General features: G+C 72.9%; 13 protein-coding genes. All 13 read left to right on the top strand.

The annotated features are described in order from the left end of the window. Positions 1 to 138 precede the first annotated feature (138 nt). The 13 genes from rho (at position 139) to atpA (ending at position 14,016) form a co-directional block, all read left to right on the top strand. Positions 139 to 2,406, top strand: coding sequence for a transcription termination factor Rho (rho, locus tag WJX68_RS23215; protein ID WP_422785760.1), 2,268 nt, complete (start codon positions 139 to 141; stop codon positions 2,404 to 2,406). Between the two features lie 132 nt (positions 2,407 to 2,538). Next, positions 2,539 to 2,760 (top strand): 50S ribosomal protein L31, encoded by a 222-nt coding sequence (rpmE, locus tag WJX68_RS23210; RefSeq protein WP_340294674.1) that lies wholly within the window; start codon positions 2,539 to 2,541, stop codon positions 2,758 to 2,760. A 93-nt stretch (positions 2,761 to 2,853) separates the two neighbouring features. Further along, positions 2,854 to 3,930 (top strand): peptide chain release factor 1, encoded by a 1,077-nt coding sequence (gene prfA, locus WJX68_RS23205; RefSeq protein WP_340294672.1) that lies wholly within the window; start codon positions 2,854 to 2,856, stop codon positions 3,928 to 3,930. 68 nt (positions 3,931 to 3,998) lie between these two features. Then, positions 3,999 to 4,889, top strand: coding sequence for a peptide chain release factor N(5)-glutamine methyltransferase (gene prmC, locus WJX68_RS23200; RefSeq protein ID WP_340294669.1), 891 nt, complete (start codon positions 3,999 to 4,001; stop codon positions 4,887 to 4,889). A gap of 124 nt (positions 4,890 to 5,013) precedes the next feature. Next, positions 5,014 to 5,676 carry an L-threonylcarbamoyladenylate synthase gene (locus WJX68_RS23195; RefSeq protein WP_340294666.1) on the top strand — a complete coding sequence of 221 codons (663 nt, stop codon included), beginning with the start codon at positions 5,014 to 5,016 and terminating at the stop codon, positions 5,674 to 5,676. A 66-nt stretch (positions 5,677 to 5,742) separates the two neighbouring features. Next, positions 5,743 to 7,026, top strand: coding sequence for a serine hydroxymethyltransferase (locus WJX68_RS23190; protein ID WP_340294663.1), 1,284 nt, complete (start codon positions 5,743 to 5,745; stop codon positions 7,024 to 7,026). A 38-nt stretch (positions 7,027 to 7,064) separates the two neighbouring features. After that, positions 7,065 to 8,768 (top strand): hypothetical protein, encoded by a 1,704-nt coding sequence (locus tag WJX68_RS23185; RefSeq protein WP_340294660.1) that lies wholly within the window; start codon positions 7,065 to 7,067, stop codon positions 8,766 to 8,768. Positions 8,769 to 8,910: 142 nt separating this feature from the next. Beyond that, positions 8,911 to 9,387, top strand: coding sequence for a Cg1360 family ATP-synthase-associated protein (locus WJX68_RS23180; protein ID WP_340294658.1), 477 nt, complete (start codon positions 8,911 to 8,913; stop codon positions 9,385 to 9,387). 359 nt (positions 9,388 to 9,746) lie between these two features. Beyond that, positions 9,747 to 10,520, top strand: coding sequence for a F0F1 ATP synthase subunit A (atpB, locus tag WJX68_RS23175; RefSeq protein ID WP_340294656.1), 774 nt, complete (start codon positions 9,747 to 9,749; stop codon positions 10,518 to 10,520). Positions 10,521 to 10,620: 100 nt separating this feature from the next. Then, positions 10,621 to 10,866, top strand: coding sequence for an ATP synthase subunit c family protein (locus WJX68_RS23170; RefSeq protein ID WP_020621511.1), 246 nt, complete (start codon positions 10,621 to 10,623; stop codon positions 10,864 to 10,866). A 63-nt stretch (positions 10,867 to 10,929) separates the two neighbouring features. Next, on the top strand, positions 10,930 to 11,475 hold the full coding sequence (locus WJX68_RS23165) for a F0F1 ATP synthase subunit B (RefSeq protein ID WP_340294646.1): 546 nt from the start codon (positions 10,930 to 10,932) through the stop codon (positions 11,473 to 11,475). Beyond that, positions 11,475 to 12,305 (top strand): F0F1 ATP synthase subunit delta, encoded by an 831-nt coding sequence (locus WJX68_RS23160; RefSeq protein ID WP_340294644.1) that lies wholly within the window; start codon positions 11,475 to 11,477, stop codon positions 12,303 to 12,305. Before WJX68_RS23165 ends, WJX68_RS23160 begins: the two co-directional genes overlap by 1 nt. Before the next feature lie 73 nt (positions 12,306 to 12,378). After that, positions 12,379 to 14,016, top strand: a complete 1,638-nt coding sequence (atpA, locus tag WJX68_RS23155) for a F0F1 ATP synthase subunit alpha (protein ID WP_340294642.1) — start codon at positions 12,379 to 12,381, stop codon at positions 14,014 to 14,016. Positions 14,017 to 14,018: the final 2 nt, after the last annotated feature.

Below are 14,018 nucleotides of genomic sequence, written 5' to 3'. Positions count from 1 at the left end.
GAACGGGCGGCCTGACTCCCGCGACGTCGTCGTGGGACTCCATCTGTGAATGCTGCCGGTGCGGGGTCTCCGTACCGGTCGAGCGTGTGACATCCCCTGACCTGGACAGGACAACCGGGTCGGTCAGGAAGGAACTCTGTGAGCGAGACCGATCTCGCCGGTACCGGGACCGCGTCGGCCGAGGCGGCGCCCCGCCGACGCGGCGGCCTGTCCGGCATGGTGCTGGCCGAGCTGCGTCAGCTGGCCACCGAGCTGAACGTCCCGGACATCTCCGGCATGCGTAAGGGCGACCTGATCGCGGCCATCAAGGAGCGTCAGGGCGGAGCCGCGGCCCCCGCGCGCAAGGCGAAGGCCAAGGCCGACACGGCGCCCGACGGTGCCGCCGACGCCGCCCCGCAGCTCGAGCTGGGCTCCACGGGCAACGGCTCGGCCGCCTCCGCGCCGGCCGGGGAGGCCGCCGGTACGCCGGCCGGGCAGCCCGCCGACCAGGGCGGAGCCGCCGAGCAGGCCGAGGCGCCCGCTCCCCGCGCCCGCCGCCGTCGCGCCGCGACGCGCCCGGCCGGTGCGCCGGACGCCACCGCGACCGAGGCGCCCGCCGCCGAGGCCCCCGCCGCGTCTCCGGTCGCCGAGGCGGCCCCGGCCGCCGCGCCGGAGCCGGCCGAGGCCCCCGCCGAGGAGCGCCGCGACGACAACGACGGCGCCGGCCGCCGCGGCCGTACCCGCCGCCGTGGCCAGGGCGAGGACAACGGCCAGAAGGACGCCGGTCCGAAGGACGCGGGCCAGAAGGACGCCCGTCGCGACGCCGAGGGCTCCGACGACGACGGCGACCGCCGCCGCGGCCGCAACGACCGGGGCGGCAGCGACCGCAACGGCAGCGACCGGGGCGGCAGCGACCGGAACAACGGCAACGGCGGCGACCGGGCCGAGCGCGACGAGAACGGCCGGGGCGGCGACAACGGCCGCGGCCGCAACCGTGACGACGACTCCGGCCGCGGTGGTCGTGGCAACCGCAACGACCGGGGCGGCAACGGCGACCGGAACGAGCGCGGCAACGACCGCGCCGACCGGAACAACGACCGTGCCAACGACCGTGTCGGCGACCGGAACAACGACCGCGCCGCCGACCGCGACCTGCGCGACGACGACGGCGACGACGGTGACGGCCGCGGCCGCCGCGGCCGCCGGTTCCGCGACCGCCGCCGTGGCCGCGACCGCGAGCGCGGCGGTGCCGGTGGCGGCGGTGTCGACACCGAGATCCGCGACGACGACGTCCTGCTGCCGGTCGCCGGCATCGTGGACATCCTCGACAACTACGCGTTCGTCCGGACCACCGGTTACCTGTCCGGCCCGACCGACGTCTACGTCTCGATGTCGATGGTCCGCAAGAACGGCCTGCGCCGCGGCGACGCCATCACCGGCGCCGTCCGCCAGCCCCGCGAGGGCGAGCAGCAGCGGCAGAAGTTCAACCCGCTGGTGCGCGTCGACTCGATCAACGGGCGGGACCCGGAGGCCGCGCGCAACCGGCCCGAGTTCACCAAGCTGACCCCGCTCTACCCCAACGAGCGGCTCCGCCTGGAGACCGACCCGTCGCAGCTGACCACCCGCGTGATCGACCTGATCATGCCGGTCGGCAAGGGGCAGCGTGCGCTGATCGTCTCCCCGCCCAAGGCGGGCAAGACGACGATCATGCAGAACATCGCGAACGCGATCACCACGAACAACCCCGAGTGCCACCTCATGGTCGTCCTGGTCGACGAGCGGCCGGAGGAGGTCACCGACATGCAGCGGTCGGTGAAGGGCGAGGTCATCGCCTCGACCTTCGACCGCCCGCCGGCGGACCACACCGCCGTCGCCGAGCTCTCGATCGAGCGGGCCAAGCGCCTGGTCGAGATGGGGCACGACGTCGTCGTCCTGCTGGACAACATCACCCGGCTCGGGCGCGCCTACAACCTGGCCGCGCCGGCGTCGGGCCGGATCCTGTCCGGCGGCGTCGACTCGACGGCGCTGTACCCGCCGAAGCGCTTCCTGGGCGCCGCGCGCAACATCGAGGACGGCGGCTCACTGACGATCTTCGCGACCGCGCTGGTCGAGACCGGGTCCACGATGGACACGGTGATCTTCGAGGAGTTCAAGGGCACCGGCAACGCCGAACTCAAGCTCGACCGCAAGATCGCCGACAAGCGGATCTTCCCGGCCATCGACGTCGGCGACTCGAGCACCCGCAAGGAGGAGCTCCTGATGTCGCCCGACGAGCACGCGGTGATGGTCAAGCTCCGCCGCGTCCTCGCCGCGCTCGACGACCAGCAGGCGCTGGACCTGGTGCTCGACCGGCTCAAGAAGACCAAGACCAACATCGAGTTCCTGATGCAGGTCGCCAAGAACACCCCCGGCAAGGACGAGGACTAGTCCCGGCCGACGCCGTCGCGGCCCCGGCGGGAATCATGCCGGGGCCGTGATGGTTGAATGGTGTGTCAGCTTCCCGGCACCGGTTCACCCTGGTTCCCCCAGGGACCCGGCGGCCACTCGTGAGGAGAAACCATGCGCGAGGGTATCCACCCCCAGTACGTCGACACCCAGGTCACCTGCGGTTGCGGCAACCAGTTCACCACCCGCAGCACCAAGAACAACGGTGCGATCACCGTCGAGGTCTGCTCCGCCTGCCACCCGTTCTACACCGGCAAGCAGAAGATCCTGGACTCCGGCGGCCGCGTGGCCCGCTTCGAGGCCCGCTACGGGAAGCGCGAGCGCGCCGCCAAGTAGCTCACGACACGGCGCCCGTCCCCTCGTTCGCGCGAGGGGGCGGGCGCCGTTCGCGTCCCGCATCCCGTCCGTCTCCCGGAGAAGGGTCCCGCCATGGCCGGCCAGTCCGTCGACGCCTTGCTCGACGAGCACGCGGAGCTGGAGCAGCGCCTCGCCGACCCCGAGGTCCTCGCCGACCAGACGCAGGCCCGGCGCCTGGGCCGCCGCTACGCCGAGCTCGGCCCGGTCGTGCGCTGCGCCCGTGAGCTGGCCCAGGCCCGTGAGGACCGCGACGCGGCCCGCGAGCTGGCCGCCGAGGACCGTGCCTTCGCCGCCGAGGCCGACGCGCTGGACGGGCGCATCGTCGAGCTCGAGACCGACCTGACCGAGCTGCTGGTCCCGCGTGACCCGCACGACGGCGACGACGTGCTGCTGGAGGTCAAGTCCGGGGAGGGCGGCGAGGAGTCCGCGCTGTTCGCCGGGGACCTCGTGCGCATGTACAGCCGCTACGCCGAGGGCCGTGGCTGGAAGGTCGAGGTGCTCGGCTCCACCCCGTCGGACCTGGGCGGGTACAAGGACGTCACGCTCTCGGTGCGCAGCAGGGACCCCGCCGACGGCGTGTGGGCCGCGCTCAAGTTCGAGGGCGGCGTGCACCGCGTGCAGCGGGTCCCGGTCACCGAGTCGCAGGGCCGCATCCACACCTCCGCCGCCGGCGTGCTGGTGTTCCCCGACGCCGACGAGACCCCGGACGTCGAGATCGCCGACGCCGACATCCGGGTCGACGTCTACCGCGCCTCCGGGCACGGCGGGCAGAGCGTCAACACCACCGACTCCGCGGTCCGCATCACCCACCTGCCCACCGGCATCGTCGTGACCTGCCAGAACGAGCGTTCCCAGCTGCAGAACAAGGCCCGCGCCATGGACGTGCTGCGGGTCCGGCTGCAGGCGAAGGCCGAGGCCGAGGCGGCCGAGGCGGCCTCGGAGCAGCGCCGCTCGCAGGTGCGCACCGTCGACCGCTCCGAGCGCATCCGGACCTACAACTTCCCCGAGAACCGGATCTCCGACCACCGCGTGGGCTTCAAGGCCTACAACCTCTCGGCGGTCCTCGACGGCCACCTCGTCGACGTCCTGGGCGCGCTGTCGGCGGCCGAGCGCGCCGAGGCGATGGCGGGGGAGCGCGACGAGGAGTGATCCCCCGCCCAGGTGACGCACCGGTCACGTCAGGTGTCCCCGGGCCCCGCAGCAGCGACACTGGAGCGGTGGACGGGACGACCGCGGCGCGCAGGCTCGCCCTCCGCGTCGCGATCGCGGAGTCCGAGCGCGCGCTCGCCGCGGCCGGGGTGGCCTCCCCGCGCGTCGACGCCGAGCTGCTGGCCGCGCACGTGCTGGGCTCGTCGCGCTCCACGCTGCTGCTGACCCCGCTCGTGGACCCGCCGGTCGTCGAGCGGCTGCAAGCACTGGTCGCCCGGCGCGCCACCCGCGAGCCGCTGCAGCACATCCTGGGCACCGCGGTGCTCGGGCCGGTCGAGGTGGCCGTCGGGCCGGGGGTGTTCACGCCGCGCCCGGAGACCGAGCTGCTGCTGGAGTGGGGCCTCGCCGCGCTCCGCGACGTGCGCCGCCCGCGGGTGCTGGACCTGTGCACCGGCTCCGGCGCGCTCGCGCTGGCCTTCGCCGTCGCACGTCCCGACGCCGAGGTGCACGCCCTGGAGGCCGACCCGGCGGCGCTGTCCTGGACCCGCCGCAACCTCGACGCGCACGTCGCGGCCGGTGGGCGCCCGGTGACCCTGCACGTCGCCGACGTGCGCTGGAGCGACCTGCTCATCGAGCTGGAGGGCCTGGTCGACCTCGTCGTCTGCAACCCGCCCTACGTCCCCGACGGCACCCCGGTGCCGCCGGAGGTGGAGCGCTGGGACCCGCCCGGCGCGGTGTTCGGCGGCCCGGACGGCACCGAGATCATCCAGGCCGTCGTGCGCGGCGCCAGCGGCTGGCTGCGCCACGGCGGGCACCTCGTGATCGAGCACGACGACACCCACGGCGAGACGGTGCCCGCGCTGCTGCGCCGCCGTCGCACGCTGGGGGAGGTCACCGAGCACGACGACCTGACCGGCCGCCCGCGCTTCGTCACCGCCCGCCGCGTGCCCTGCCCCTGACCTGCTCCTGACCTGCTCCGGCGCGCCGCGCCGCGCCCGCCGAGCCGGTCGACGGCGGGCCCGGGGCCGCCGTGGTGTGAGCCGCCCCGCACCCGCGCCGGGCGCGGTCGTATCCTCGCGGATCGTGAGTAGCCCGCAGACCCAGCCGCTGTTCGACTGCGGCGTCCCCGCCGAGCGCACGCGCGGCCTCACCGCCGCGGCGCGCGCCGTCCGGGCGGGGGAGCTGGTCGTCCTGCCGACCGACACCGTCTACGGCATCGGCTGCGACGCGTTCAACGGCACCGCCGTGCGCGCCCTGCTCGCCGCGAAGAAGCGCGGCCCGGACATGCCGGTCGGCGTGCTCGTCGGTTCCTGGACGACGATCGACGGCCTCGTCTCCACCGTCCCGCGGTCCGCGCGGGCGCTGATCGAGGCGTTCTGGCCCGGCGAGCTGTCCCTGGTGCTGGAGCACGCGCCGTCGCTGGCCTGGGACCTGGGCAGCACCCGCGGGACGGTGATGCTGCGCATGCCGCTGCACCCGGTCGCCCTGGAGCTGCTGCGCGAGGTCGGCCCGATGGCCGTCTCCAGTGCCAACACCTCGGGCAACCCGCCGGCGTCCACGGTCACCGAGGCGATCACCCAGCTGTCGATGAGCGTGCAGGTCTACCTCGACGGCGGCCCGTCCGGTGACCCCGTCGCCTCGACGATCGTCGACCTCACCGGCGACCGGCCCCGCATGCTGCGCGAGGGCGGGGTGACCGCCGAGCAGGTCGAGGAGGTCGTCGGTCAGGAGATCGACCGGATCTGACCGGTCGTGTGATCGGCGCAGCAGGGCCGCTGCCTGGGCAGAGGGGTGCGGGTAGCGTGTCCCGGCGTGAGTGAGCAGACCTTCTGGGGCCCGGACTTCTCCGCACTGCAGCAGCAGGATCCCGAGATCGCGGGTGTCGTGCTGGACGAGCTGGAGCGCCTGCGCGGCGGGCTGCAGCTCATCGCGAGCGAGAACCTGACCAGCCCGGCGGTGCTGGCGGCGCTCGGCTCGACGCTGTCCAACAAGTACGCCGAGGGCTACCCCGGCCGCCGCTACTACGGCGGCTGCGCCGTCGTCGACGAGGCCGAGAACATCGGCAACGCCCGCGCGAAGGAGCTCTTCGGCGCCGAGCACGCCAACCTCCAGCCGCACTCCGGTGCGAGCGCGAACCTCGCCGCCTACGCCGCGTTCGCCAGGCCCGGCGACACCGTGCTGGCCATGGACCTCAAGCAGGGCGGCCACCTCACGCACGGCAGCAAGGTCAACTTCTCCGGCCTGTGGTTCAACGCGGTCTCCTACACCGTCCGCGAGGACACCGAGATCATCGACTACGACCAGGTCCGCGACCTCGCGAAGCAGCACCAGCCGAAGATCATCATCGCCGGTGCGACCGCCTACCCGCGCCTGATCGACTTCAAGGTCTTCCGCGAGATCGCCGACGAGGTCGGCGCCAAGCTCATGGTCGACGCCGCGCACTTCATCGGCCTCGTCGCCGGGCAGGCGATCCCGTCGCCGGTGCCCTACGCCGACGTCGTCACCGCGACCACGCACAAGGTGCTGCGCGGGCCGCGCGGCGGCATGGTGCTCTGCCGCGAGGAGCACGCCAAGGCCATCGACAAGGCCGTCTTCCCGTTCTCGCAGGGCGGGCCGCTGATGCACGCCGTCGCCGCGAAGGCCGTCGCGATGCGCGAGGCCGCGCAGCCGGAGTACCAGGCCTACGCCCGCCAGGTCATCGCCAACGCCCAGGCGCTCACCAAGAGCCTGGAGTCGGAGGGGATGCGGGCCGTGTCCGGTGGCACCGACAACCACCTCGCGCTGCTGGACCTGCGCCCGATCGGCGTCACCGGCTCGGAGGCCGAGACCCGCTGCGACCGCGCCGGCATCACACTGAACAAGAACGCGATCCCCTACGACCCGGCGCCGCCGATGAAGCCGTCCGGCATCCGGGTCGGCTCGCCGAGCGTCACCACGCAGGGGATGACCGAGGCCGACATGGCCGAGGTGGGCGCGCTGCTGGCCCGCGCGGTCAAGGCCGAGCACGACACCCCGGCCGGCGACGCGGAGCTCTCCGACGTCGCGAAGGCGGTCACCGCGCTCGTCGCGAAGGCACCGGCCTACCCTCGGGGGTGACCTGAGCACCACGGCCGAGGCGGAGAGGCGCTCGCGACGTGCCCGACGACCAGTTCACGAACGGACTCCCGATCCGGGAGCTCCTGCTCGTCGGGCTGGTCGCGGCCGTCGTCACCCTGCTGCTGACCGGCCCGGTGCGGATGCTGGCCCTCAAGGTCGGCGCGGTCGCCTGGCCGCGGGGACGGGACGTGCACGTCACCCCGACCCCGCGGTGGGGCGGCCTGGCCATGTTCGGCGGGGTGCTCGCCGGTCTGCTGCTGTCGCTGCAGCTGCCGGCGCTGCGGCTGGCCTACTTCGAGACCAGCACCGAGATCGTCGGGGTCGTGGTCGCGACGGCGCTGCTCGTCGGCGTCGGCATGCTCGACGACCGCTACGACCTCGACGCGCTCACCAAGTTCGCCGCCCAGGTGACCGCGGGCGGGCTGCTCGTCCTCTACGGCGTGCAGTGGCTGACGATCTGGATCCCGATCGGCGGCTACTCGTTCCTCAGCGGCTCCTACCTGTCCCTCGGCCAGGGGCAGTCGGTGCTGCTCACCGTCCTGCTGACGGTGGCCCTGGTCAACGCCATGAACTTCGTCGACGGCCTCGACGGGCTCGCCGCGGGCATCGGCATGATCACGACCCTGGCGACGGCGGTCTTCTGCATCGGGCTGATCAGCGAGAACGGCAACGACCCGGCCGCCTTCGTCCCGGCCCTCATCGCGGTCGTGCTGGCCGGGGCCTGCCTGGGGTTCCTGCCGCACAACTTCCACCCCGCCCGGATCTTCATGGGCGACACCGGCTCGATGATGGTCGGGGTGATGCTGTCCGCGGCGATCACCACCGCCTCCGGCCGGGTCCAGGTCGGCGACGGACGCTCGTCGGTGGACCTGCTCGCGCTGGTCTCGCCGATCATCGTGCTGGTCGGGATCGTGTTCATCCCGACGCTCGACCTGCTCATGGCCGTGGTGCGCCGCACCCGCGCCGGCACCAGCCCGTTCAGCCCGGACAAGATGCACCTGCACCACCGGCTGCTGCAGGTCGGGCACAGCCACCGCCGCGCGGTACTGCTGGTCTACCTGTGGGTCGCGGTCATCGCCTTCGGCGGCGTGGGGCTGGCGCTGATCCCGCAGACCGGCCTCGTGCTGGCCGCGACCGGGACGGCACTGGTCGTCGCGTTCGTGGCGTCCGCGGTGCCGCACCGGTCCCGGATGCGCACCGCGGCCGCGTCGGGTCCGCCGCCGGTCACGGCCTCGGGTGCGCCGTCGGGCAGCGGGGGCGTCGTCGCCTCCGCCGACGACCTGCCCGTGCGCGACGCGCCGCCACGCGAGCCGTGGCCGACCTCCGGACAGCGCGGTCCGGCCGGCCGTGCCGCGGGGACGCGGGGGAGCGGGCCGGTGCGGCACCCCGCCGCCCCGCCGAACGGAGCCCGTACCGGCGGCGCCCGCGCGAACGGCGGTCACGGGCCCGGCAGCCCCGCGAACGGCAGCCCCGCGAACGGCACCCCGGCGGGCGCCCGGCCGGACGGGGCCGTCTCCGCCGGACGGGGCCGCCCTCCGGTGCCCGCGCGGCCGCGCATGCCGCGCCCGGTGGCGGGCGGGCCCCGCACCGGACCACCCCCCGGGACCCGGCCACCGCCCGCCGCCGGTCCGGACGGTCCCCCCGGCGCCGGCCCGCTCCCGACCGGCCGCCCGCCCGCGGCCGGTGCCGACCAGCCGACCGTCCCGACCCCGGCTCACCCGGGGGAACCGCGCGAGCCCTGACCGTCGGGACGGGTGTGCGCGGTCACCGTCGCGCGCGCCGTGACGACGGTGCCGACGACACCGCCGGACCCGCCGGTTACCGTGGTCGCCGACGCCGTACCCGCTGGTGGGGCGGCCGCCGAGCCGGAGGAGCGGACGCACCGTGTGGCGATGGGACCGCTGGGGGACCGTGGAGTACGACGGTCCGGCCCTCGGGCAGGCGCAGGTCGTGCGGCGGCTGTCGGGCTCCATGGCCCGCGGCGCCGCCCTGGTCGGCGGCGCCGCGACGGTCCTGTGCACGGCGGTGGCCGCGGTGGTCGCGGGCGTCCCCGGACTGTGGGCGGGGCTGCTCGGCGGCCTGCTCGCCACCGGATCCGCCCTGCTGACGCCGGCGTTGATGCTGCGCACCGCCCGTCTCGAGCCGGGCGCTGTGATGCTGGCCGCATTCGGCGGCCTCGCGATGAAGGCCATCATCCTGCTGGCCGCCCTGTTCACCCTCGGGGGTCTCCCGGGGCTGCACCGGATGTCACTCGCGGTGACGATGCTGGTGGTGTTCGTCGCGACGGTCGCCGCGGAGGCCTGGGCCGGGCAGAAGCTCCAGATCCTCATCGGGTCGGATCCGGGGTCCCCGGATGCCTGACCTGCGGCTCGCCGTCCGATTCGTCCCGTCCCGGACCGCCGTCCGAGTGCGGCCGGCGCCCCCGCGCGGGCCGCGCCCGGATGGCCGGGCGGCGACCTCCGGGTGTGTTAACGGTGAATCACGCGGCGCAGCCCGCGGTCGGCCACGAAGATCGTTTCGTCGGGCGAACCCGCTGGTGAGGTGCGTACGAGCCCCCGACATGATGTAGAAGTACGGCTGATAGCATCCGCCACGTAGGCGATGTGGGTGACTTCCGGTGTTTCGACCCGGGCGCCCGGAACGCATCGCGCCACGAGGCACCTTGCAGGCGATCCCCCGTTTCGCGTGGACGCGGGACGGGAGCACCGGAAGGACCCCCATTGGGCACGTTGGTACTGGCGGCCGAGGAGTTCACTCCGCCCGGCGCAGGTCTGTTCGAGTACCCGCCGATCTTCGGTGGCGTCACCAAGCCGATGGTGCTGGCGGTCCTGTCGCTGATCATCGTCGCGACGGTGTTCCTCGTCGGGACGCGCAAGATGGCGATCGTGCCGAGCAGGTTCCAGTTCGGCCTCGAGTCGTTCTACAACATCCCGCGCAACACGATGGCCCGTGACCAGATCGGGTCCGAGGAGTTCAAGCGGTACATCCCGCTGATCCTCGGCCTGTTCAGCTTCATCCTGGTCAACAACATCTTCGCGATCATCCCGGTGATCCAGTTCCCGACGCTGTCGCGCATCGGGTTCCCGATCTCCCTGGCGCTGTTCGTCTACGTCTTCTACCACTACGCCGGGTTCAAGAAGCACGGTTTCGCGGGCTACATCAAGCACGCCGCGCTGCCGCCGGGCGTCCCGGTCTTCATCGCGCCGCTGATCATCGTCATCGAGATCCTGCAGAAGTTCCTCGTGCAGCCGCTCTCGCTGGCCCTGCGTGTGTTCGCCGCCATGTTCGCCGGTCACCTCATCCTCGCGCTGACCGCGGTGGGTGCGGCGTTCCTGGTGACCGCCGGCTCCGCGCTCGTCATCGCGTCGCCGGTGGTGTTCGCCGCCGGTATCGCATTCACGTTCCTGGAGGCGCTCGTCCAGGTCATCCAGGCCTACGTCTTCGCGCTGCTCGCCGCCGTGTTCATCGGCGCGGCGATCTCCGAGGACCACTGAGACCCCCGGTGCCGACGGCACCGTGCTCGATCCGCCGGCTCGTCCGGCCCGACCCACCGAACGACCCGCACCCCGCGGACCCGACGGAAGGAAATCCGAAGTGAACGTCACCCAGGTTCTGGCCCAGGAAGCCGCCAACATCAACCCGGGCCTCGCGGCCATCGGGTTCGGCGCCTCGGCCATCGGCGCCGGCATCGGCGTCGGCCTGATCTGGTCGGCCGTCATCAGCGGCACCGCCCGCCAGCCGGAGGCCCGTGGCCAGCTGATGGGTATCGGCTGGACCACCTTCGTCCTCGCCGAGCTGGTCATGCTGATCGGCCTGGTGCTCTTCTTCATCGCGCAGTAAGAGCCGGCCGATCACCCTCATGCCGGTCCCGGTACCGGCGGCCATGTCAGGGAAGGACACACGGTGGAACTGATTCTCGCCGCCGAGCAGCCGCTTCCGATTCTCCCGCACGGGGACGAGCTCGTCCTCGGGGTCGTCGCATTCGCGATCCTGCTCTTCGTGCTCTGGAAGTTCGCGGTGCCCCGCTTCGAGGCGCTGTACGAGGAGCGCACCGACGCGATCGAGGGCGGCCTCAAGCGTGCTCAGGAGACCCAGGAGCAGGCGGACCGGCTGAAGAAGGAGTACGAGGAGCAGCTGGCCGGCCTCCGGGCCGAGGCCGCGCGCATCCGCGACGACGCCCGCGCCGAGGGCCAGCAGATCAAGGCCGAGCTCCGCGAGGAGGCCGAGGCCGAGGCCGCGCGCATCAAGGCCCGTGGCGAGGAGCAGGTGGCCGCGTCGCGCGACGCCGCCCAGCGTGCTCTGCGCAACGAGGTCGGCGGCCTGTCGGTGCAGCTGGCCGAGCGTCTGCTGCGCGAGCAGCTGGCCGACGACTCGCGCCGGTCCGCGACGATCGACTCGTTCCTGGGCGAGCTCGACCAGAGCGCACCGCAGCGGAGCGGGGCGAACTGATGGCGGTCGTCCTGCAGCCCGCCAGCCGCGAGTCGCTCGCGGCGCTGACCGAGCGGCTGGACTCCTGGACCGACGGCGCGTCGGCCCGGGACCTGACCACGACCGCGGACGAGCTGTTCGCGGTGGCCCGGTTCCTGGACGCCGAGCGTTCGGTGCGGCGCCTGCTCGCCGACGCGTCCTCCCCGGAGGACGCCCGCGCGGACCTGGTCCGGCGCCTGTTCGGGTCCCAGCTCGCGCCGGCGACGGTGGAGCTCGTCTCCGAGCTCGCCCGCAAGCGCTGGTCGAGCCCGCGCGACATCGTGACCGGTGCGGAGGGCCTCGCCCGCCGCACCGCCATCGCCATCGCGGACCGCAACGGCTCCCTCGACGAGGTCGAGGACCAGCTGTTCCGCTTCGGCCGCATCGTCGCCCGTGAGCCCGAGCTGGCCTCCCTGCTCGGTGACACCGCACGACCGGCCGAGGGCCGCGTCCAGCTCCTGGACTCGGTGCTCGGTGACAAGGTCTACCCGGTCACGGCCACGCTGCTGCGTGAAGCGGTCCGGATGCCCCGCAGCCGGCACCTCGACGTCGTCGCCGAGGAGCTCGCCGAGCTCGCGGCGGCCCGCCGGGACCGCTCGGTCGCGAAGGTCCGCACACCCGTCGAGCTCACCTCCGAGCAGGAGACCACGCTCGCCGAGACCCTGGGCCGTATGTACGGCCGCACGATCTCCCTGCAGGTCGAGCTCGACCGGAGCCTCCTCGGAGGCCTGGTCGTGCAGGTCGGCGGCGAGGTCATCGACGGCAGCGTGGCGGGCCGACTCGCCGCGGCTCGCCGATCCCTGCCCAGCTGACCTGCTTCGGTGAGGCCGCCGGTCGCCGGTGGCACGTCCGAGGACCCCGTTCGAGAGAAGGAACGACGCAGCCATGACAGAGCTGACGATCTCCTCCGAGGAGATCCGGAGTGCGATCTCCAGCTACGTCTCGTCGCTGGAGACCGGCACGTCCCGCCGTGAGGTCGGGACCGTCGCCGACACCGGTGACGGCATCGCCCACGTCGAGGGACTGCCCTCGGCCATGACCAACGAGCTGCTCGAGTTCGAGGGCGGCGTCCGTGGCGTCGCCCTGAACCTCGAGCAGAACGAGATCGGTGCCGTCGTCCTGGGCGACTACACCGGCCTCGAGGAGGGCCAGCAGGTCACCCGCACCGGCGAGGTCCTCTCCGTGCCGGTCGGCGAGGGGTACCTGGGCCGGGTCGTCGACCCGCTGGGCAACCCGATCGACGGCCTCGGCGACATCGAGTCCGACGCCCGCCGCGTGCTCGAGCTGCAGGCCGCCGGCGTGATGGACCGCCAGTCGGTGAGCGAGCCGCTGCAGACCGGCATCAAGGCGATCGACGCCATGACCCCCATCGGGCGCGGCCAGCGCCAGCTGGTGATCGGCGACCGCAAGACCGGCAAGACCGCGGTCTGCGTCGACACGATCATCAACCAGAAGGAGAACTGGGAGTCCGGCGACCCGACGAAGCAGGTCCGCTGCATCTACGTCGCGATCGGCCAGAAGGGCTCGACGATCGCCGGTGTGCGGCAGTCCCTCGAGGACGCCGGCGCGCTGGAGTACACGACGATCGTCGCCGCCCCGGCGTCCGACCCGGCCGGCTTCAAGTGGCTCGCCCCCTACACCGGCTCGGCCATCGGCCAGCACTGGATGTACCAGGGCAAGCACGTCCTGATCGTGTTCGACGACCTGTCGAAGCAGGCCGAGGCCTACCGCGCGATCTCGCTGCTGCTGCGCCGCCCGCCGGGCCGCGAGGCTTACCCGGGCGACGTCTTCTACCTGCACTCGCGGCTGCTCGAGCGCTGCGCGAAGCTCTCCGACGAGCTGGGCGCGGGTTCGATGACCGGCCTGCCGATCATCGAGACCAAGGCGAACGACGTGTCGGCCTACATCCCGACCAACGTCATCTCGATCACCGACGGCCAGGTCTTCCTCGAGTCCGACCTGTTCAACCAGGGTGTCCGGCCGGCGATCAACGTCGGTATCTCGGTCTCCCGGGTCGGTGGCTCGGCGCAGATCAAGGCCATGAAGACGGTGTCCGGCTCGCTGCGTCTGGACCTGTCGCAGTACCGCGAGCTGGAGGCGTTCGCCGCCTTCGGTTCCGACCTCGACGCCGCGTCCGCCGCCGCCCTGGGCCGCGGTGAGCGCCTGGTCGAGCTGCTCAAGCAGGCGCAGTACGCGCCGGTCTCGGTGCAGGACCAGGTCGTCTCGATCTGGCTGGGCACCTCGGGCAAGCTCGACTCGGTGCCCGTCGCCGACGTGCAGCGCTTCGAGGCGGAGTTCCGCGAGTACTCCCGCCGGCACGCCTCGGGCCCGCTGAACGAGATCAGCGACACCGGCAAGCTCTCCGACGACGCGGTCGAGACGCTGACCAAGGCCGTCGACGAGTTCAAGCGCAACGAGTTCACCGCCTCCGACGGTTCCTCGGTCGTCCCCAAGGAGAAGGCCGAGAAGGCCCTCGACGAGGACGACGTCGAGCAGGAGACCGTCACGGTCAAGAAGAACTGAGG

It is taken from the genome of Pseudonocardia spirodelae, from assembly GCF_037727765.1.
In the GTDB taxonomy this organism is placed as follows: domain Bacteria; phylum Actinomycetota; class Actinomycetes; order Mycobacteriales; family Pseudonocardiaceae; genus Pseudonocardia; species Pseudonocardia spirodelae.
Note: the sequence above shows the minus strand (reverse complement) of the source record. Positions and strands in the feature narration are given on the sequence as shown.

Coding starts and splice junctions, on each gene's coding strand:
- prfA (WP_340294672.1), top strand. CDS start 2,854: ATGGCCGGCCAGTCCGTCGACGCCTTGCTCGACGAGCACGCGGAGCTG.
- atpA (WP_340294642.1), top strand. CDS start 12,379: ATGACAGAGCTGACGATCTCCTCCGAGGAGATCCGGAGTGCGATCTCC.
- rpmE (WP_340294674.1), top strand. CDS start 2,539: ATGCGCGAGGGTATCCACCCCCAGTACGTCGACACCCAGGTCACCTGC.
- WJX68_RS23160 (WP_340294644.1), top strand. CDS start 11,475: ATGGCGGTCGTCCTGCAGCCCGCCAGCCGCGAGTCGCTCGCGGCGCTG.